The sequence below is a fragment of the Paenibacillus sp. OV219 genome, from assembly GCF_900110075.1.
In the GTDB taxonomy this organism is placed as follows: Bacteria; Bacillota; Bacilli; order Paenibacillales; family Paenibacillaceae; genus Paenibacillus_Z.
In genome coordinates, this window is record NZ_FOCJ01000002.1 from 485,772 (window position 1) to 505,193 (window position 19,422).

Sequence of the window (19,422 nt, forward strand, 5' to 3'; positions counted from 1 at the left end):
TCACAGCAGGGGCAGCGAAACTTTATCGATTAATGCATAGGTTTCGTCTTTCTCTCATATATCTCAATCTTGGAAGGCCGGAACCGTTAAGGCTTATGGAAATCTATAAGATTTCATTGCTGCATTCGTCATAATCAGGAAGAGGACGCAATAAGCTATTACTAGTCCAAAATCATGTACGAGTTGCGCTGCTAGTGTGAAGCGCAAGCGGCGAAACCTGACGACGAACAGCAGGAGGCAAAACAGCAGTACGGTACGTCCATGTACAGGCGAATTACGATTGGGAGGGGATATTCAGTGGAGAAAGTGGACATTTTCAAGGACATTGCCGAACGAACCGGCGGGGATATTTACCTCGGCGTCGTCGGTGCGGTCCGCACAGGCAAATCAACCTTCATCAAGCGGTTCATGGAGACGGTTGTGCTGCCCAACATCACGAACGATGCCGATCGGGTTAGAGCGATTGATGAATTACCGCAAAGCGCGGCAGGCAAAACAATAATGACGACGGAGCCGAAATTTGTACCGAACCAAGCGGTGCAGCTTCGGGTAGCGGAAGGGCTGGATGTCAACATCAGGCTCGTTGACTGTGTCGGCTATGCCGTTGTTGGAGCCAAAGGATACGAGGACGAGAATGGCCCTCGGATGATTACGACGCCGTGGTTCGAAGAACCGATTCCATTCCAGGAAGCGGCCGAAATCGGCACACGCAAAGTCATCCAGGAGCATTCGACGCTTGGTGTCGTTGTAACGACTGACGGAACGATTGCAGAGATTCCGCGCAGCTCGTACATCGATGCCGAGGAACGGGTAATAAGCGAGCTGAAGGAAGTCGGCAAGCCATTCGTTCTCATCGTCAACTCCACACGTCCGAAGAGTGATGAGGCATTACAACTGCGCAGCGAGCTCCAAGCGAAGTATGATATCCCGGTCATTACGCTTAGCGTGGCAACGATGGGTGAAGAAGAAGTCATGTCTGTTCTGCGCGAGGTGCTCTATGAGTTCCCTGTGCATGAAGTGAACGTGAACCTTCCGAGCTGGGTAATGGTGCTGAACGATAACCACTGGCTGCGCAGCAACTACGAGAATTCCGTACGCGATACCGTGAAGGACATCCGCCGTCTCCGCGATGTTGACCGCGTCGTGTCGCAGTTCATGGAATATGAGTTTATCGCTCGTGCTGGCCTGAGCGGCATGAACATGGGGCAAGGGGTCGCAGAGATCGATCTCTATGCGCCAGATGAATTGTATGACCAAATCTTGATGGAAGTCGTCGGCGTCGAGATTCGCGGCAAGGACCACCTGCTCCAGCTGATGCAAGAGTTCTCGCATGCGAAGCGGGAGTATGATCGGTTCGCGGAAGCGCTCGAGATGGTCAAGACGACAGGCTACGGCATTGCTGCGCCAACACTTGCAGAGATGGCGCTTGATGAACCGGAGCTTATCCGTCAAGGCTCGCGCTTCGGTGTCCGCCTCAAAGCGACTGCGCCGTCTATCCATATGATTCGCGTCGATGTCGAGTCCGAGTTTGCGCCGATTATCGGAACTGAGAAGCAAAGCGAGGAACTCGTCCGGTACTTAATGCAGGACTTCGAGAACGATCCGATCAAGATTTGGGAATCCGATATCTTCGGCAGGTCGCTTCACTCGATCGTACGAGAGGGTATCCAGGGCAAAATCGCGATGATGCCGGACAATGCACGCTACAAGCTGCAGGAAACACTAGGCCGGATCATCAACGAAGGTTCTGGCGGTTTGATTGCCATTATCTTGTAAAAGAAGGAAGGCACGCCCTATGGCGTGCCTTTTTTTCGGCTGTGAAAGCGGTAAAAATGATAAAAAACCTAGGAATTGCCTAGGAAATCGCCTACAGCCTCTTGAAATCTACGTGCTAACTGTATTACTATAAATCTGTTCATGTGATCAATATGCAGGATTTGCACATAACGGAATTTCTTTGCACCAGAGCCTGCATGTATAATTTTTCGGGTTTCGGTAAAACAAGATGATAATGGTGTGCATAAGAACTGCCGTCAGGGGAGGTGAAAGAAATGAACAAAACGGAACTGATTGCGAAAGTAGCCGAATTGACTGACCTTTCCAAGAAAGATGCTTCCAAAGCGGTTGATGCCGTTTTTGATGCCATCTCCGAATCGCTGCAAGGCGGGGATAAAGTACAATTGGTGGGCTTCGGTAACTTCGAAGTGAAGAGCCGCGAAGCGCGCAAAGGTCGCAACCCGCAAACGGGTGAAGAGATCGATATCCCAGCAAGCAAAATTCCATCTTTCAAAGCTGGTAAGTCTCTGAAGGATCAAGTTTCCCAATAAGAAGCGGTTAACGCCGTTTGATGACGTCCGAGTGCTTCGTGCATTCGGACGTTTTTCGTGAAAGAATAGCGCGGATTACTCTCTATTGACAAGGGTATGCAATTCCAGTAGACTGTTGCTTGCTCGTATACATACGATAAACAAGAAGCTTGATGAAACGGAGGCTGTACGCATGGAGGACATGAACGGCGAGTATATCGTCATCAAAGCGAAGGCTCAAGGTGTTCAGGTGATTGGCTTGACTCGGGGGCAAGATACGAAGTTTCATCATACGGAGAAGCTCGACAAAGGCGAAGTGCTCATTTGTCAATTCACGAATCATACGTCCGCGATTAAGATTCGCGGCAAAGCAACTGTGCTAACCAAATATGGCACCGTCGATACGGACGATGAACGTTAAAAGCAGGCATAGCCTGCTTTTTTAGTTTGTACACTAATAGAAGCAGGACATTCTATGCGTGAAGGGCGGAAGCAGTCATGTCACATAGATCCTCTCGGTGGTCGTCACAATGGCGAAGGCTTCTCTTAGCTTGTTCAATTACACTCTCGCTCACGCTGCTCATATCAGTCTTTCCGCTAATCGCGCACCGCACATCGGAGAACAAGGGTGATGTATCTGTCTTTCATCCAGTCCCGGTCAAGCGGCTGAGCTCCGATGTGATCGTAGACACGATGCTGAGCCTCGGACTCTCGCTTCAGGTGAAGAGCGTTGCATGGAAGGGCTCGGTACTGTCCGTTGATTTATCTACAGACGGGTACGGGGACGCTGAAGAAGTATGGATCGCAGATTTGCAGCGGCTGCTCGAGCTAGCTTTTGTCCGGACCGACAATGTGAGCCGGGTGCTGGTCCGCTTCGTTACACCTGTTCGACAGACTGGTGACAGCGATGAAACGAAACTGCGGCTGCTGGCTGCGGCGGATGTGCGAAAAACGGATTCATGGCTGTCCACAGATCTGTCAAAATTAAATGGCGCCGAGTCGTTTGATGACGAAATTTGGCGAAAGCGGCTACGGTTGTCGGTATCCAAGTTGTAGCATAACGGTTAACATAGTGCTATAATAATTAGATTAAAAAGCAGCAATAAATAGCAGCAACACTCTCGTTGTACTGTCCGGAGGCTAGGCCACAATGAAATCGTATAGAATACCTGAAATGGCTAAAAAGTACATTGAATACGATATGATTCAAGCACACACGGAGCTGCCGGAATTTCCTGAATCGCGGATCCGGCTGCTCTTTACATTTCTGGTCAATCAGAGAACGCCGCTGATTCACAGTGAGCTGTATCCGCTCGTCGTATCACTCGTACAGTTTGGCATGGATACGCATGACATGATTGATTCCGAGTCCGGACGACTCCACGAGAAGGAGATGCGGTCGCGGCAATTGAAGGTGCTTGCTGGCGACTACTACTCAAGCCGCTTCTATCAGCTCTTGGCGCAGGCAGGCCAGGTTGAAATGATTCGCAGTATCAGCAATGGTGTTACAGAAGTCAACAAGCTCAAGGTAACTCTCTATACGCGGATGAAGCAGCTGAAGCTGACTGCGGAAGAGTATATATCGCAATATGTACGCATTAAGACCGAGCTATTCCTCTCGTTCACAGCTGTACTCGATGAGAAGATGGCGTTAATCTGGCCTGAATTGCTTCACAGTGTTGGTCGTTGTGAGATTGTGATGGAAGAACTGATCCGCAGTGAGAAGCCGGAGGCATTCGACGGCAGCTGGGGTTATTGGCATGTCATGGACTGTGGAACTGAAGAAGAGAAGCGCAAGCTGACTTCGGATGCAGCGAGTGAGCCGGCGTTTACCTTGTCCCTGATGGCGAAGTATGATATCAGAGGCCAATTAACCGAGAAGCTGAAACAGTCCGTTCTAAGCGTACAGTCACTTGTAGCAAAGCTAGAATCCGATAAGCTTGTCCGCGAGCTGCAGCAGCTCGGCGAGTCGTTTCTACGGCCGTTATTGCCGGCAGCATCGGCTTTTGAATAGAGAAAGTAAGGTGAAATCAGTGCAATCCAAGTCAAAAGAAGAACATGTGCACGCCGTATTTGAGAGCATTGCGCCGAAGTATGACTTAATGAACGATCTGATCAGCTTCGGCCGACATAAGGCATGGCGTAAATTTACGATGCGTAAGATGGGCATGAAACCAGGTGCAACAGCGATTGATTTGTGTTGTGGCACTTGCGATTGGACGATTGCGCTGGCAAGAGAAAGCGTGAGCGGAGGCATAGTCGGTCTCGACTTCAGCCAGAACATGCTCGACGTTGGCAAGCAGAAGGTAAAGCGCGATGGGCTGGATCATCAGATTTCGCTCGTACAGGGCAACGCGATGTCGCTGCCGTTCGAGGATAATCGATTTGACTACGCAACGATCGGCTTCGGCCTTCGTAACGTGCCAGATCTGGAGCAAGTGCTTCGTGAGATGATGCGCGTTGTGAAGCCAGGCGGACAAGTTGTCTGTCTAGAGATGTCCAAGCCGACTTGGCAGCCGTTCAAAGGAATTTATTACTTCTACTTCGAGAAGGTCATGCCTGCGATTGGGAAGCTTGTAGCGAAGAAGTACGAGCAGTACAAGTGGCTGCCGGAGTCGCTGAAGACATTCCCGGATTCCAAGCAGCTTGCGGCCAAGTACCGTGAGATCGGTCTGACCAATGTGCGCGCCTATCCATTTGTTTTCGGTGTCGCGGCATTACACATGGGGACGAAGGGAACGGACAACAGATGATTCGCAAAATAAAAATAATTCTCGAAATGATTAAATTTGAGCATACCATCTTCGCGCTTCCGTTTGCTTTTATGGGATCGTTGCTCGGAGCGGTCATGTTGGAGAACCGGCTACCGCACTTTGCGGAAATCGGCTGGATCATCCTCGCGATGATCGGTGCAAGAAGTGCTGCGATGGGACTCAATCGCGTCATTGACCGTGTGATTGATGCAAAGAACCCGCGCACAGCAAAACGGGCAATTCCAGCTGGCTTGCTGAAGGTCGGCGAAGTAAGCTTGTTTATCGCAGTCTCGTTCGTGGTACTGTTTGTTGCCGCTTCGCAGCTGGATCCGATTTGCATGAAGCTGATGCCGATTGCTGTCTTCTTGCTTGTGCTTTACTCGTATACAAAACGTTTTACATGGCTATGCCACGTTATACTAGGGCTGACAATCGGCCTTGCGCCGCTTGGCGGCTGGGTTGCGATTACAGGTGAGTTCGAAGCATCGGCTTGGGTGATGTATGGTTCAGTCGTGTGCTGGCTTGCCGGCTTCGATATTATTTATGCGTGTCAGGATTTCGACTTTGACCGTAAGGAAGGTGTTCATTCCATTCCTGCCCGCTTCGGGCAAGCTGGAGCACTGCGCCTTGCTCGTGGATTTCATTTAATTACCGCAATTGGATTCATTTCATTATTCTGGCTAACGCCGCTAAGCTGGTTGTACTTGATCGGCGCGCTTGTCTCGGTTGGCATGCTCTGCTATCAACATATGATTGTAAGGCCAGACGATATGAGCCGCGTTCAGACGGCATTCTTCACGATGAACGGTACGCTGAGCGTCGTCTTGTTCGTCTCCGCACTGCTTGATTTGGTGGTGCTTCATAAGTGGTAGAAGGAGCTTCACGTAAACGTTGGGTCGTCGGCATCACGGGGGCAAGCGGCGCTCTCTATGGCATCCAGCTCATTCGCAGTCTGATTGAAGCAGAACAGGACGTGCATCTGGTTGTCACGGAGGCAGGCTGGCGTGTACTTAAGGAAGAGCTTGGCTGGGAAACGACGAAGCGCCAACAAGCGATTGAGGCTGTATTCCCGGACCTTATCGCTAGAGGACGGTTAAAGCTTCATCCAAATGCCGATATCGGTGCAAGTATTGCAAGTGGCTCCTTCCGGGTAGAGGGCATGATCATTATGCCTTGCTCCATGGGTACGCTTGCTTCGATCGCACACGGCATTTCGGACGATTTGATGACACGCGCTGCGGATGTTATGCTGAAGGAAGGGCGCAAGCTATTAATCGTGCCCCGTGAAACACCGCTTCATGCGATTCATCTGGAGAACATGCTTACGCTGGCGAAGCTTGGGGTTAAGATTATCCCGGCTATGCCGGCGTTCTATTATGGACCTCAAACGATTGGCGATATGGTGAATTTTCTAGTTGGGAAAGTGCTCGATCAGCTCCCGCTGGATCATGATTTGTACAGAAGATGGGGAGATGAACAGCATGGAGTTTAATCGTCCGATTACCGTCGGTCGCATTGACTATGCGAACGTTTGGCCTATTTTTCATTATGCGGAAGAGCAGCTTCCAGCTGATCGGTTCAAGATCGAGAAGCGGGTGCCGTCCGCATTAAACCGCGCGCTGCGTCAAGGCGAAATCGACATCACTTCGATGTCTTCGTTCGCTTATGCGGAGAACGCGGAGAACTACTTGCTGCTACCGGATTTATCGGTCAGCGCCAAGGGACGGGTCAATTCGATATTGCTTTTCTTGAATAAGCCGCTTGAAGAAGTGCTTAAAGGGCGAATTGCGTTAACAACGACCTCAGCAACAAGTGTTAATTTACTCAAAATACTTATGAAGCTCTATTACAATGCAGAGCCTTCCTATATTACAATGGAACCGAAGCTAGATGAGATGCTGGAGGAGGCAGATGCCGCCTTGCTCATAGGAGATACAGCCATCCATGCTTCATGGGAAAATGCAAAGCGCGGCCTTAGGGTCATTGATCTCGGTGAGCTGTGGCGCAATTGGACAGGCTACGGCATGACGTTCGCACTCGTAGCTGTACGCCGCGAAATTGCGGCTGCGTATCCAGAAGCGGTTGCTGATGTCCATCGCGCATTGTTGGCAAGCAAGGAGAAGAGTTTGCGCGAGCTGACGCCGCTCGTAGAGAAAGCTTGTACGCTGCTTGGAGGCGAAGCGGATTATTGGAGCCGTTATTTCAAGGAGCTGCATTATGATTTCGGAGCGAATGAACAGGCGGGGCTCACCCTTTATTTTGACTATGCGCATCAACTAGGCTTGTTGCCTAATGAAGTGCAGATGCAATTCTTTGAAGACCAAAACGTCCTTAAGGTGAACAAATGAGACTACTTGATATTTACGCCAAACTGAAAAGTGATCTTGATGCCATTGAGGCTAAGCTCGCAAGCAGTGTGACGAGTGATCACGCGCTTCTTAGCGATGCCTCTACGCATCTGCTCAAAGCAGGCGGCAAGCGGATACGTCCGGTCGTTGTGTTGCTTGCAGGTAAGTTCGGCGACTACCGCCTTGATGTGCTCGAGAAAATTGCCGTGCCACTAGAACTTATACATATGGCTTCACTTGTCCATGATGATGTTATCGACAACGCGGAGACGCGCCGCGGCCAGCTGACCGTAAAGTCCAAATGGGATAACCGGATTGCGATGTACACTGGCGATTATATCTATGGAAAAGCGCTTGCGCTCGCAACTGAGCTTCAGAACCCGCAAATTCATCAAATTTTATCACATGCGATGGTTCAGATGTGTATTGGCGAGATGGAGCAAATTCGTGATTTCTTCAATACCGATCAATCCGTTCGCAATTATTTGCTTCGTATACGTCGTAAGACCGCATTGCTCATTGCAATTAGCTGCCAGCTAGGCGCGATTGCCGCAGGTGCTGATCGCAAGACCGCGAGCTGCTTGTACCGATTCGGCTACAATGTCGGCATGGCGTTCCAAATCCGGGACGACCTGCTTGACCTGCTCGGCACGGAGAAGCAGATCGGGAAGCCGCCAGGCTCTGATATCAAGCAAGGCAATATCACATTGCCAGTGCTTCTTGCACTGAAAGAACCAGGACATTCGGAGGAGTTGCTCGCGGAAATATTTAAAATTCGTGAGTCGAATGGAGCAGGGGAAACGAAGCGGGCGTTGAACATTATACGTAAGAGTGCAGGCATCCATACTGCAGACGCGATGGCGAACCGCTATATCAACAAAGCGATAGCAGCACTAAGCAGTTTGCCAAGCATTCCAGCAAAGAAGAATTTAACGGATATCGCCCATTTTGTAGGAAAACGAAACTACTAATCGCGTCAAGGAGGGAATTTCGATGGAAAGAACGTTTCTAATGGTTAAGCCAGACGGCGTACAGCGGGGGTTAATCGGAGAAATTGTATCACGCTTTGAGCGGAAGGGACTAAAGCTAGTCGCTGCTAAATTTATGATGATCACACCTGAGCTCGCTGAACGTCACTATGCAGAGCACATCGGGAAGCCCTTTTACCCGCCTCTTGTAGCGTTTGTAACGTCTGGGCCGGTATTTGCAATGGTGTGGCAAGGAGATAACGTCATCGGTCTGACCCGTGCCCTGATTGGCAAGACGGACGCTCTTGAAGCAGCTCCAGGCACAATTCGTTCCGATTTCGCCGTACATACTAATTTTAATCTTATTCACGGCTCGGATTCGCCGCAGAGCGCAGAAAGGGAGATCGGCATTTTCTTTGCGCCGCATGAGCTGGTTGATTATAACCAAACCATTCAGCAGTGGATTTAGCTTAACACTTTGCCACCAAGAGTCGGCATAATGGGGGTTCGTGCATGTTAGAGGATAAGGACTTCGGTTTATTCATTACGAAGATTAAAGAGAAGACCGCAATCGATCTATCGCAGTACAAGGAAGCCCAGATGAAACGTCGATTGACGACCTTACGACAGAAATACGGTTTCGATACGTTCGCAGCGTATTGGAGTGGGCTAGAGAAAGACAAGAAGCTAATGACTGAGTTTCTGGACCGGATGACGATCAACGTTTCGGAGTTCTGGCGCAACCCAAGCAGGTGGGATGCGATGGAGAAGAAGTTTCTCCCAGAAGCGCTGAAAAACAACAGCCGGGTCAAGATATGGAGCGCTGCCTGTTCAACGGGTGAAGAGCCGTATACGATCTCCATGATTTTGTCTGAACTTGGCGCGTATGACCGGACGTCGATTCTCGCAACGGACCTTGATAATGTTGTGCTGCAGAAAGCGATGCAGGGCTTGTACCAAGATCGTTCTGTACGTGATGTACCCCGCAATTATATGTCCAAATATTTCGTGAAGCAGGGCGAGGATATGCTTGCGGTTACGCCTCAGCTGAAGAAGAATATTTCATTTAAACAGCAAAATCTGCTTCACGATACGTTCGACACTGGTTTTGATATTATCGTTTGCCGCAATGTTATGATCTATTTTACGGAAGAAGCGAAACACCTGCTTTATCACAAGTTCTCGAAAGCGCTTAAGCCTGGTGGCATCCTGTTCGTCGGCAGTACGGAGCAGATTTTCTCGCCGGCTCAATATAATTTGGAATCCATTGAAACATTCTTTTATCGCCGCAAGGCTTAGCGTGTATATCGTTTTCCATCTTCTGCAATACTAATGCTGTCACGGTTACGGCATTGGAGGTGCAAATATGGACAAGCGAAAAGTAATTACAGCGTACAAGCGTGGATTTATTACGGTCCAGGAATGCGCCCAAATTCTCGGAATTGATACAAGTCAAATGAAAGGTCTTATGAATGATCCTAATTTGAACGTAGACCCGCAGTTGTTGCGGAACCAGCATTCCGCTAATGGTTAACGTATAAGTTCTATGGAGCTGTCTGACCCACCTGCCTAAAGGTGCGGCGGGCAGCTTTTTTCATGTGGGAGCAGGCATGGATGAACGGGGCCACTCAGCGGCTTTCATTTCCTTGTCAAACCGGCGACGCTATACTATAATGAGCAAAAGATATTTTGGCAGACAAACATACATAGATGGATTTATCGTTTGCGGTGTTTAAAATGAGGGAGGACTTTACTGTGAGTTTACGTTATTTGACAGCAGGAGAGACGCATGGTCCACAGTTGACGGCAATTATTGAAGGTTTGCCGAGCAATCTGAAGCTGGACTTCGAGGAATTGAATTTTCAATTGCATCGTAGACAGAAAGGGCATGGCCGCGGCCGCCGGATGCAAATTGAGAAGGATACCGCGAATATCGTCGGCGGAGTACGTCACGGGAAGACGACAGGAGCGCCAGTCGCGCTTATCGTTGAGAACAATGACTGGAAGCACTGGACGACCGTAATGAATATTGAGCCAATTGAAGGCAGTGACGAAGAGAAGCGCCGTGTGCACCGTCCGCGCCCAGGTCATGCAGACCTGAACGGCGGATTGAAATATAACTTGAAAGATCTGCGTAACGTGCTTGAGCGCTCCAGCGCCCGTGAAACAGCAGCGCGTGTAGCTGTTGGTGCGGTAGCAAGACAATTCCTTGCTGCATTCGGCATCAAAGTTGGCGGACAAGTCATTCGTATCGGCGAGATCGAAGCGCCAGCGAACAATTTGCCGCTTGAAGAGCTGATCCGTCTGACGGAAGAATCGCCGGTACGTGTTGTTGATAAAGAGACAGAAGAGAAGATGACGGCTTATATCGACCTGATTAAAGCAGAAGGCGATTCCATTGGCGGCATCGTAGAATGTATCGTTGAAGGCGTGCCGATTGGTCTTGGAAGTCACGTGCAGTTCGACCGTAAGCTGGATGGACGTATCGCGCAAGCGGTTGTATCCATTAATGCGTTCAAAGGCTGCGAGATTGGCATCGGCTTTGAAGCGGGCACAATTCGCGGCTCTCAAGTACATGACGAAATTCTGTACACCGAGGAACGCGGCTACCACCGTAGAACGAACCGTCTGGGCGGCTTCGAGGGCGGCATGACAAATGGCGAGCAGATCGTCGTACGCGGCGTAATGAAGCCCATTCCTACATTGTACAAACCGCTGCAAAGCGTTGATATTGATACGAAAGAACCGTTTACGGCACAAGTGGAACGTTCAGACAGCTGCGCAGTTCCAGCTGCGAGCGTTGTTATGGAGCATGTCGTGGCATGGGAAGTTGCGAAGGCGTTCCTCGAGAAATTCGGCGGTGATTCCATGGAAGAGATTACGTCGAACTACAACAACTACTTGGCGCAGCTGGAGAGCTACTAATGAGCGGCCATCGTGAGCTGACCGTCGAGCTTGGCGAGCGGTCCTACCCGATCTATATCGGGGAAGGACTGCTTGACAAGGCGGGGGAATTGTTCGAGCGTCATGGCATCAGCAAGAAGTCGCCGCTTATGATCGTTACAGATGCGAATGTGGCAGAGCGGCATCTAGCTCACTTGGAATCTGTTCTGCAAACGGCTGGCTTTACGCTGATGAGTGCCATTATCCCGGCTGGCGAGACGTCGAAGTCGCTGAATGAGCTGGGGCGGCTGACCGGCTTAGCGCTTGAGAATGGGCTAGACCGGAAGTCGACCATAGTCGCGCTTGGCGGCGGCGTAGTCGGCGATCTGGCAGGCTTCGTTGCAGCATCTTATATGCGCGGCATTAAGTTCGTGCAAGTGCCGACGACGATTCTGGCGCATGACAGCAGTGTCGGCGGTAAAGTTGCGGTCAACCATCCGCTTGCTAAAAATATTATCGGCGCTTTCCATCAGCCTGAGCTCGTTCTGTACGATTTGCTTACTTTGCAAACGCTACCGGAGCGTCAAGTGAAGGCCGGCTTGTCCGAAGTGGTGAAACATGGACTCATCTGGGATGCTGAATTCGTTGACTGGTGCGATGAGAATGCGGGTAAGCTGCTAGCGCTAGATTCAGATGCGCTTGGCTATGCGCTATTCAAAGGCTGCAGCGTGAAAGCCGCAGTAGTGTCCAAGGATGAGCGCGAGAATGATCTGCGTGCCATTCTGAATCTGGGCCATACGATCGGACACGCGCTGGAAGCAGTTGCGGGTTACAATGAGCTGCTGCACGGTGAAGCGATTGCGATCGGCATGGTTGGCTCGGCTAAGCTTGCAGTGCAGCTCGGTGCTCCCGAGGAGGTCTACCATGTGACGAAGCGTGTGCTGTCGCGGGTAGGGCTGCCTGTTCGTTTGCCTGAGAGTCTGGATACAGATGAAATTATGCGTGCAATGATGCATGATAAGAAATTCCAGGAAGGCACGATGGTGTTCATCGTTCCAACCGCAATTGGCATCGTGGAGATTAATAAATCAGTATCATCTGCACTCGTTCGTGAAATCATAGAGCAATTGAAACAGGAGGCTGTTTAAAGATGAGTGTTCGGGGAATTCGCGGAGCAATTACGGTAGAAGTGAATGAGGAGCAGCCAATTCTGCAAGCGACGGCAGAAATGCTTAACCTTATCGTGAGTGCCAATCAAGTATCGCCTGAAGACATTGCCAGCGTGTTCGTCACGGTAACTGGGGACCTCGATGCAACTTTCCCTGCACGTGCGATCCGGGCGATGGCAGGCTGGGAGCTTGTCCCCTTAATGTGTGCGCTTGAAGTGCCAGTGAAGGGCAGCCTAGCGATGTGCATTCGTCTTATGGTTCTAGTTAACACGGATAAATCGCAACAAGAGATTGAGCATGTCTACTTAGGCGGTGCGAAGGCGCTGCGTCCTGACTTGAGCAAAGCTTAAGCTAGCTAATAAGTGTATGCACGCGAGATAAAGTTCATTGACGGATCTGATTGCACTAGTGTATAGTGATTTCATACTTGAAGAATGAGCAGAGCATAGTTTGAGATGAGCAGTACGAGATGGTTTTTAGAAGAGATGAGCAGAGCTGAGCCTAGAGCTTTAAGAGTTGAGACGAGTAGATTGAGAAGTGGATCGTAGCTGTTTAACCTTATTTTGTCGTACCCTTTTTCGTTACATTTAGAATGGGGCACATAATAGGTGGGCTGACGTCATTTCACTACATTCGAATCAATGCTCCTTATTATCTTCTGACACTAACACTCCTGCTGCGGCAGGAGTTTTTTTATTTTTCCTACAGGGGAGAGATTGAAGATGAATCAGGAACTTCAAGAAATCATTCGGTTGGCAGGCACTTATAATTTGATTCCAATTGTACGTAATGTGATGGCAGATACCGAAACGCCAATTCGGATCTTCCAGCATTTCTATAAAGAACGCCGCGCGTTTCTGCTTGAGAGCGTTGAGGGTGGTGTGAAATGGGCGCGGTATTCCTTTATCGGCACAGATCCATTCATGCTGATCCGTGGCAAGAACGGCGAGATGGTCATTGAGAAGAACGGCGAGGAGACTATTCTTCGCGATAAGCCGATCGAGCTGCTTAAAGCCCATCTGCGCGCATACCGCAGTCCATCCATCACGGGGTTGCCACCTTTTACAGGCGGGGCGATCGGATTCTTCGGCTACGATCTGCTGCAGTACTATGAGAAGCTTCCTGCACACCGCATCGATGATTTGAACATGAACGATTTGCAGTTCATGTTCTGCGATCAAATTATCGTCTTCGATCATTTTAAGCAGCAGGTGCAAGTGATTGGCAACATACATATCCCGCATGGAGCGACAGACCGGGATATCGAAGCGGTATACCTGCAGACGGTCAGCAAGATCGAGGCGACAATCGAACGGCTGCAACAGCCGCTGCAATCGGCTCTCGCAGGCGGCACTGTGCCGGCAGATCCAGACCTTGGCGATGTGCAATCGAATCTGACCAAAGAGCAGTTTCTTGCGAACGTTGAGAAGTCGAAGGAATTCATTCGCGCAGGCGATATATTCCAAGTGGTGCTCTCCCAGCGGTTCAGCATCGAGACGGAAGTCGATCCGCTTCATGTATACCGCGTACTGCGCACGATGAACCCATCACCGTACATGTACTTTTTGAAAATGGATGATGAAGTCATTGTCGGCACTTCGCCGGAAGCGCTGGTGAAGGTTGACGGCGAACGCGTGGAGACGCGTCCGATTGCCGGAACACGGCCTCGCGGCAAGACCCCCGAGCAGGATCTGCTGCTTGAGAAAGAGCTGCTCGCTGACGAGAAGGAACGTGCAGAGCATCTCATGCTCGTCGACTTGGGACGCAATGACATCGGCCGTGTATCTGAATTTGGTTCCGTTCGCTGTGATTCGTACATGGAAATTGAGCGTTATTCGCACGTTATGCATATTGTGTCCAACGTTTCCGGCAAGCTGCGTGAGGACAAAGATTTCTTCGACGCTTTCGTCTCCTGCATGCCGGCAGGTACTGTCTCTGGCGCACCGAAGCTTCGCGCAATGGAGATTATTGCAGAGCTTGAGAATGAAGCGCGTGGCGCTTATGCTGGTGCGATCGGTTATCTCGGCTTCGGCGGCAGCTTGAATACATGCATAACGATTCGGACGCTGATTTTCAAGAATGGCAAAGCCTATGTACAGGCAGGGGCCGGCATCGTATGGGATTCCATACCGGAGAATGAGTATATGGAAACTGTGAATAAAGCGATGGCGATGCTAAAGGCGGTTCGCGCGGCAGAAGAGATCTTCGCAGAACCGAAGCGAGGCGTGAACATGATTAATATGGACTATTATGCGGGTGCGAAAGGGTGAGGAGTATGACAGTAACGAGCGAATTGATTACGATGCAGCAGGCGTTGACGACGCTAATCGGCGGCACGAGCTTGACGCGTGAGGAAGCACGCGGCGTAATGGAGTTAATCATGAAAGGCGAAGCTACTGGCGCACAGATCGGCTCCGTAGCCACTGCACTCCGCATGAAAGGCGAGACGAAGGACGAGATTACGGGTTTTGCAGAAGCAATGCGCGCGCATTCCCATCACGTGCATACAGAGCGCGGCGGGCTGCTGGACACTTGTGGTACAGGCGGCTCCGGCGTGCATAAATTCAATATTTCCACGGCTTCGGCGATTATCGCGTCTGCAGCGGGTATCCGTGTTGCGAAGCACGGCAATCGGGCGATGTCAGGCAAATCCGGCAGTGCGGATACGCTCGAAGCGCTTGGCGTGAATATTACACTAAGCGCAGAGCAAGCATCTCGCTGCCTGGATGCAATCGGAATTTGCTTTATGTTTGCGCAGTTGTATCATCCTTCCTTGAAACACGCTGCTGCACCGCGTCGGGAGCTTGGTTTCCGCACCATCTTCAATATGCTCGGTCCACTGACGAACCCTGCGAATGCAGATCGTCAGCTGATCGGCATCTATGATCGCTCACGTACGGACACGATCGCAGCTGTGCTCAGTGAACTCGGTCTCAATCGGGCGATGGTTGTGAGCAGCTATGATGGACTGGATGAAATCAGCATTTCATCACCGACCCAACTTTCGGAGCTGCTGAATGGCGATTTGAGAACGTACACGATTACTCCGGAAGAGCTTGGCCTAACAACGCGCTCGCTATCCGATATCATCGGCGGCGATGCAGCGGAGAACGCACGTATTATCCGAACGATCTTCAGCGGTGAGGAGCAGGGCGCCTACCGTGATATCGTGCTGGCGAACGCCGGAGCTTGCATCTATGTGGGTGGCAAAGCAGACTCTTTGCAAGACGGAGTAGCTGTCGCGAAGGGCATCATTGATTCCGGCAAAGCAGCAGTTAAGCTGCAGCAGCTGATTGAAACGACAGGAGCGTTGAGCCATGTTTCTTGATAAAATCGTAGCAACAAAGCGCAAAGAAGTAGAATCACTTGCCGCGCAGTTCGATTTGGCTGCAGTGGAACGCCAAATAGCAGCGCTGCCTGCCTGCCGAGGCTTCGAGAACGCGATAACCGTGAAGCGGAATCGCCCGCTTGGCTTGATCGCAGAAGTGAAGAAAGCCTCGCCTTCCAAAGGACTCATTCGCGCCGACTTTGATCCTGTTACGCTGGCGCGGATTTATGAAGAAGCGGGAGCGGACTGCATTTCGGTCTTGACGGACGTTGATTATTTTCAAGGTCAGAATGAGTACTTAACGGCAGTATCGCAAGCTGTTAGCCTGCCTCTGCTGCGCAAGGACTTCACGATCGACTACCGCCAAGTCTATGAAGCACGGCTAATCGGTGCCGATGCGATTCTGCTCATTGCCGCAATTCTGAAGCCTGCCGAGCTGTCGGAGCTTTATGATATTGCGAGGTCAATTGGCCTTGATGTGCTGGTTGAAGTGCATGACGAGCAGGAGATGGAAGCGGTGCTGGAGCTGGATAAAGCGACGCTTGTCGGTATCAATAACCGCAATCTGCACACGTTCGTTACGGATATTAAGACGACGGAACGGTTGATTAGCTTAGTTCCTCCGGGCATTACAGTAATTAGCGAGAGCTCCTTGGCCTCGCAAGAAGATATTGATTTTGTCCAATCGGTTGGAGCTAAAGGGGTACTTATCGGCGAATGCTTCATGCGTCAGCCGGATGTCGGCACTGCCGTCGCACACTTGATGGGACCGGTGAAGGTATAATGACGCGTGTCAAAATATGCGGTTTGCGCGACAGCGAGACCGTTCGTGCGATGGACGGTTTGCCTGTGGACGAGATAGGCTTCGTCTTCGCGAAGAGCAAGCGGCAAGTGTCGCCGGCGCTTGCTGGCGAACTGATCGGCGAGGTGCGGAAGCTCCGTACGCCGTCTGGTTCGGCGCCACAATCAGTCGGCGTCTTCGTGAATCCGACGATTGATGAACTGCGCAAAGTTCTCGCAGAGGCGCCGCTGGACGTTGTTCAGCTGCATGGTGAAGAAACGCCTGCGTTCTGCGCAGAAGTACGGAATCTTCTTGAAGTGAAGGTATGGAAGGTGTTCTCGGTATTGGCTGAAGACAGTGAGGGAGATGCTGAGGCGTCATCAGCCGGGCCTGATCGCCTGGCGGCTTTTGCCGGCGTCATAGACGGTTTCCTCATTGATACAGCCGGTGGCGGTACAGGCGTTACTTTCGCGTGGCATGTCATTGACCGGTATGCGTCAGTTGCCGAGCGGATCGGAGTTCCGCTCTATGTAGCAGGCGGCCTGCACCCTGATAATGTCGGGAATCTGCTCAGCAGCTATTCGCCAAGCGGGGTGGACGTGTCCAGCGGTGTAGAGACGGGTGGCGTGAAAGATATTCAGAAAATTCGATTGTTTGCAGAAAGGGTGAATGGTGTATGATCGAAGTCCCAGATTTGAATGGCCGTTTCGGCAAGTTCGGCGGTCGGTATGTACCGGAAACGTTGATGAACGCACTGCTTGAGCTGGAGGAAGCGTACAAGCACTATTCGAAGGATCCTGAATTTCTTGCGGAAATCCGCAACTTGCTGCATAAATACTCCGGTCGTCCTACGTCGTTGTATCATGCCCAGCACTTGTCTGAGAAGCTTGGCGGTGCGCAAATTTACTTGAAGCGTGAAGATTTGAACCATACCGGCGCACATAAGATCAACAACACCATCGGCCAAGGCATTCTCGCGAAGCGGATGGGCAAAACGAAGATTATCGCCGAAACCGGCGCAGGCCAGCATGGCGTAGCTTCTGCAACCGTCGCAGCGCTGCTCGGCCTTGAATGCAAAGTGTTCATGGGCGAGGAAGATATGAAGCGTCAAGAGCTGAACGTGTTCCGGATGCAGCTGCTCGGCGCAGAAGTGGTGCCAGTTACTTCCGGTACGCGCACGCTGAAGGATGCTTGTAACGAGACGCTTCGTTACTGGGTCAGCCATGTCGATGATACGTACTATATTCTCGGTTCGGCAACCGGTCCGCATCCGTATCCGATGATTGTTCGCGACTTCCAGCGTATTATCGGAGACGAGACGAGAGAGCAAATTGTGAAAGAAGCTGGTCGTCTGCCGGATTATGTTCTGGCGGCTGTCGGCGGCGGCAGCAACGCGATCGGCATGTTCTATCCGTTCATCGGTGATGACAGCGTGAAGCTGATCGGCGTTGAAGCAGCTGGTCGCGGCATAGATACTGAAGAGCATGCAGCGACCATGACGAAGGGTCGTCATGGTGTATTCCAAGGCTCGCTCAGCTACGTGCTGCAGGATGACCATGGTCAAGTATTGCCGGCGCATTCGATCTCGGCAGGACTCGATTATCCGGGTATTGGTCCAGAGCACTCCTATTTGAAGGATATTAACCGCGCGACTTATGTGCCAATTACCGACGCAGAGGCGCTTGATGCGCTTCAATTATTGTCTCGTACGGAAGGCATTATTCCTGCGCTCGAATCGGCGCATGCGATTGCGGAAGTTGTGAAGCTCGCTCCGACACTTAGCCGTGAGGAGATTGTTGTTGTTTGCCTCTCCGGCCGCGGTGATAAAGACGTGCAAGCGATTATGGGCTACTTGAACGGAGGAGGGGATAGCAATGGCCATTAATGCAATTGATGCAGCATTCCAGCGGCTCCGTGAGGAAGGCCGTACGGCACTTATTCCTTTTGTAACCATTGGCGATCCCGACTTGGCAACGTCAGTCGATATTATTCAAACCTTAGAGCAAGCCGGTGCAGATATGGTCGAGCTAGGTGTACCTTACTCCGACCCGCTTGCAGACGGTCCAGTCATTCAGCGTGCATCGGAGCGGGCGCTCTCGAACGCTCGTGTTACACTTGCGGACGTAATCGAGGTAGCCGATCAAGCGAGAACTGCTGGCGTGAAGCTGCCGTTTATTCTATTCTCCTACTACAATCCCATTCTTCAATTTGGTTTGGAGCGGTTCTTTGACCTTATCATTACTAAAGGCATCAGCGGCCTTATCATTCCGGATTTGCCGCTTGAAGAGGATGCAGAGGTTCGTGCAATGGCAGAAAATGCCGACATTCATCTTATTCCACTCGTGGCACCGACGTCGAATGATCGTGTCACACGAATCGCTGCGAAGGCTCGCGGCTTCGTTTATTGCGTATCGTCACTCGGTGTTACAGGCGTGCGTGCGGACTTCCACAAGGGCATTGACGAGTTCCTCGCGACTGTCCGCAGCGCGACAACGACGCCGATCGCAGTGGGCTTCGGCATCTCGAACCGCGAGCAGGTCGAGCGCTTCAGCAAGCAAGCGGATGGCGTTATCGTCGGCAGTGCGATCGTGCGCAAGATCGAGGAGGTTGTCCCGCTGCTCAAGTCGCCGGATACGAAGCAGGACGGACTTAATCAAATTCGCCAGTTCGTGAGTGAGCTGAGCGGCCGTGCTTAATTGAATACCATACAGCCCTCTAGCTCGCGCTTAGCGCGGCAAGAGGGCTTTACTATTTCACATAGATGCTTCTGTGCATAAAAGCTTAAAAGCGTGAAAGAAAATATCAGGTGCACTCTTTTAAATGAAAGCAACTTATGAGACAATGTTGAAATAAAGTTTGTTCCCTATTCTACGCCACTATTTATGA

The 19,422-nt window shown here is 51.1% G+C and carries 22 protein-coding genes; all 22 read left to right on the forward strand.

Features of this window, described 5'->3' with window-relative positions; genetic code table 11:
* Positions 1-297 precede the first annotated feature (297 nt).
* The 22 genes from spoIVA (at position 298) to trpA (ending at position 19,232) form a co-directional block, all read left to right on the forward strand.
* On the forward strand, positions 298-1,776 hold the full coding sequence (gene spoIVA, locus BMY11_RS08200) for a stage IV sporulation protein A (RefSeq protein ID WP_090573987.1): 1,479 nt from the start codon (positions 298-300) through the stop codon (positions 1,774-1,776).
* A 275-nt stretch (positions 1,777-2,051) separates the two neighbouring features.
* Positions 2,052-2,327 carry an HU family DNA-binding protein gene (locus tag BMY11_RS08205; protein WP_090573988.1) on the forward strand — a complete coding sequence of 92 codons (276 nt, stop codon included), beginning with the start codon at positions 2,052-2,054 and terminating at the stop codon, positions 2,325-2,327.
* 172 nt (positions 2,328-2,499) lie between these two features.
* A complete protein-coding gene (gene mtrB / locus BMY11_RS08210) occupies positions 2,500-2,727 on the forward strand; it encodes a trp RNA-binding attenuation protein MtrB (RefSeq protein ID WP_090573989.1) in 228 nt (75 codons plus the stop codon).
* A 77-nt stretch (positions 2,728-2,804) separates the two neighbouring features.
* Positions 2,805-3,362: a hypothetical protein gene (locus BMY11_RS08215; RefSeq protein ID WP_090573990.1), complete on the forward strand. Its 558-nt coding sequence runs from the start codon at positions 2,805-2,807 to the stop codon at positions 3,360-3,362.
* 94 nt (positions 3,363-3,456) lie between these two features.
* The gene (locus tag BMY11_RS08220; RefSeq protein ID WP_090573991.1) at positions 3,457-4,320 is read left to right on the forward strand and encodes a heptaprenyl diphosphate synthase component 1; all 864 of its coding nucleotides are present in this window, start codon (positions 3,457-3,459) and stop codon (positions 4,318-4,320) included.
* A 19-nt stretch (positions 4,321-4,339) separates the two neighbouring features.
* Positions 4,340-5,059 (forward strand): demethylmenaquinone methyltransferase, encoded by a 720-nt coding sequence (locus tag BMY11_RS08225; protein ID WP_090574449.1) that lies wholly within the window; start codon positions 4,340-4,342, stop codon positions 5,057-5,059.
* A complete protein-coding gene (locus tag BMY11_RS08230; protein WP_090573992.1) occupies positions 5,056-5,931 on the forward strand; it encodes a UbiA-like polyprenyltransferase in 876 nt (291 codons plus the stop codon). Before BMY11_RS08225 ends, BMY11_RS08230 begins: the two co-directional genes overlap by 4 nt.
* Complete coding sequence (locus BMY11_RS08235) at positions 5,925-6,551, forward strand: UbiX family flavin prenyltransferase (RefSeq protein WP_090573993.1); 627 nt, start codon at positions 5,925-5,927, stop codon at positions 6,549-6,551. The genes BMY11_RS08230 and BMY11_RS08235 overlap by 7 nt, the downstream gene beginning before the upstream one ends.
* Complete coding sequence (locus tag BMY11_RS08240) at positions 6,541-7,407, forward strand: menaquinone biosynthetic enzyme MqnA/MqnD family protein (protein WP_371262769.1); 867 nt, start codon at positions 6,541-6,543, stop codon at positions 7,405-7,407. Before BMY11_RS08235 ends, BMY11_RS08240 begins: the two co-directional genes overlap by 11 nt.
* Positions 7,404-8,378, forward strand: coding sequence for a heptaprenyl diphosphate synthase component II (gene hepT / locus BMY11_RS08245; protein WP_090573995.1), 975 nt, complete (start codon positions 7,404-7,406; stop codon positions 8,376-8,378). The genes BMY11_RS08240 and hepT overlap by 4 nt, the downstream gene beginning before the upstream one ends.
* 22 nt (positions 8,379-8,400) lie before the next feature.
* Positions 8,401-8,844, forward strand: coding sequence for a nucleoside-diphosphate kinase (gene ndk / locus BMY11_RS08250; RefSeq protein WP_090573996.1), 444 nt, complete (start codon positions 8,401-8,403; stop codon positions 8,842-8,844).
* 44 nt (positions 8,845-8,888) lie between these two features.
* Positions 8,889-9,674 carry a CheR family methyltransferase gene (locus BMY11_RS08255; protein ID WP_090573997.1) on the forward strand — a complete coding sequence of 262 codons (786 nt, stop codon included), beginning with the start codon at positions 8,889-8,891 and terminating at the stop codon, positions 9,672-9,674.
* Between the two features lie 67 nt (positions 9,675-9,741).
* The gene (locus tag BMY11_RS28825) at positions 9,742-9,909 is read left to right on the forward strand and encodes a hypothetical protein (RefSeq protein WP_177182559.1); all 168 of its coding nucleotides are present in this window, start codon (positions 9,742-9,744) and stop codon (positions 9,907-9,909) included.
* Between the two features lie 221 nt (positions 9,910-10,130).
* A complete protein-coding gene (gene aroC, locus BMY11_RS08260; protein ID WP_090573998.1) occupies positions 10,131-11,300 on the forward strand; it encodes a chorismate synthase in 1,170 nt (389 codons plus the stop codon).
* Positions 11,300-12,406 (forward strand): 3-dehydroquinate synthase, encoded by a 1,107-nt coding sequence (gene aroB / locus BMY11_RS08265; RefSeq protein WP_090573999.1) that lies wholly within the window; start codon positions 11,300-11,302, stop codon positions 12,404-12,406. The genes aroC and aroB overlap by 1 nt, the downstream gene beginning before the upstream one ends.
* A gap of 2 nt (positions 12,407-12,408) precedes the next feature.
* Positions 12,409-12,777: a chorismate mutase gene (gene aroH / locus BMY11_RS08270; RefSeq protein WP_090574000.1), complete on the forward strand. Its 369-nt coding sequence runs from the start codon at positions 12,409-12,411 to the stop codon at positions 12,775-12,777.
* A 372-nt stretch (positions 12,778-13,149) separates the two neighbouring features.
* Complete coding sequence (gene trpE, locus BMY11_RS08275; RefSeq protein WP_090574001.1) at positions 13,150-14,697, forward strand: anthranilate synthase component I; 1,548 nt, start codon at positions 13,150-13,152, stop codon at positions 14,695-14,697.
* Between the two features lie 5 nt (positions 14,698-14,702).
* Positions 14,703-15,755, forward strand: coding sequence for an anthranilate phosphoribosyltransferase (trpD, locus tag BMY11_RS08280; protein WP_090574002.1), 1,053 nt, complete (start codon positions 14,703-14,705; stop codon positions 15,753-15,755).
* A complete protein-coding gene (trpC, locus tag BMY11_RS08285) occupies positions 15,745-16,539 on the forward strand; it encodes an indole-3-glycerol phosphate synthase TrpC (RefSeq protein WP_090574003.1) in 795 nt (264 codons plus the stop codon). The genes trpD and trpC overlap by 11 nt, the downstream gene beginning before the upstream one ends.
* On the forward strand, positions 16,539-17,216 hold the full coding sequence (locus tag BMY11_RS08290; protein ID WP_090574004.1) for a phosphoribosylanthranilate isomerase: 678 nt from the start codon (positions 16,539-16,541) through the stop codon (positions 17,214-17,216). Before trpC ends, BMY11_RS08290 begins: the two co-directional genes overlap by 1 nt.
* Complete coding sequence (gene trpB / locus BMY11_RS08295; protein WP_090574005.1) at positions 17,213-18,421, forward strand: tryptophan synthase subunit beta; 1,209 nt, start codon at positions 17,213-17,215, stop codon at positions 18,419-18,421. Before BMY11_RS08290 ends, trpB begins: the two co-directional genes overlap by 4 nt.
* Positions 18,417-19,232, forward strand: a complete 816-nt coding sequence (gene trpA, locus BMY11_RS08300; RefSeq protein ID WP_090574451.1) for a tryptophan synthase subunit alpha — start codon at positions 18,417-18,419, stop codon at positions 19,230-19,232. The genes trpB and trpA overlap by 5 nt, the downstream gene beginning before the upstream one ends.
* Positions 19,233-19,422: the final 190 nt, after the last annotated feature.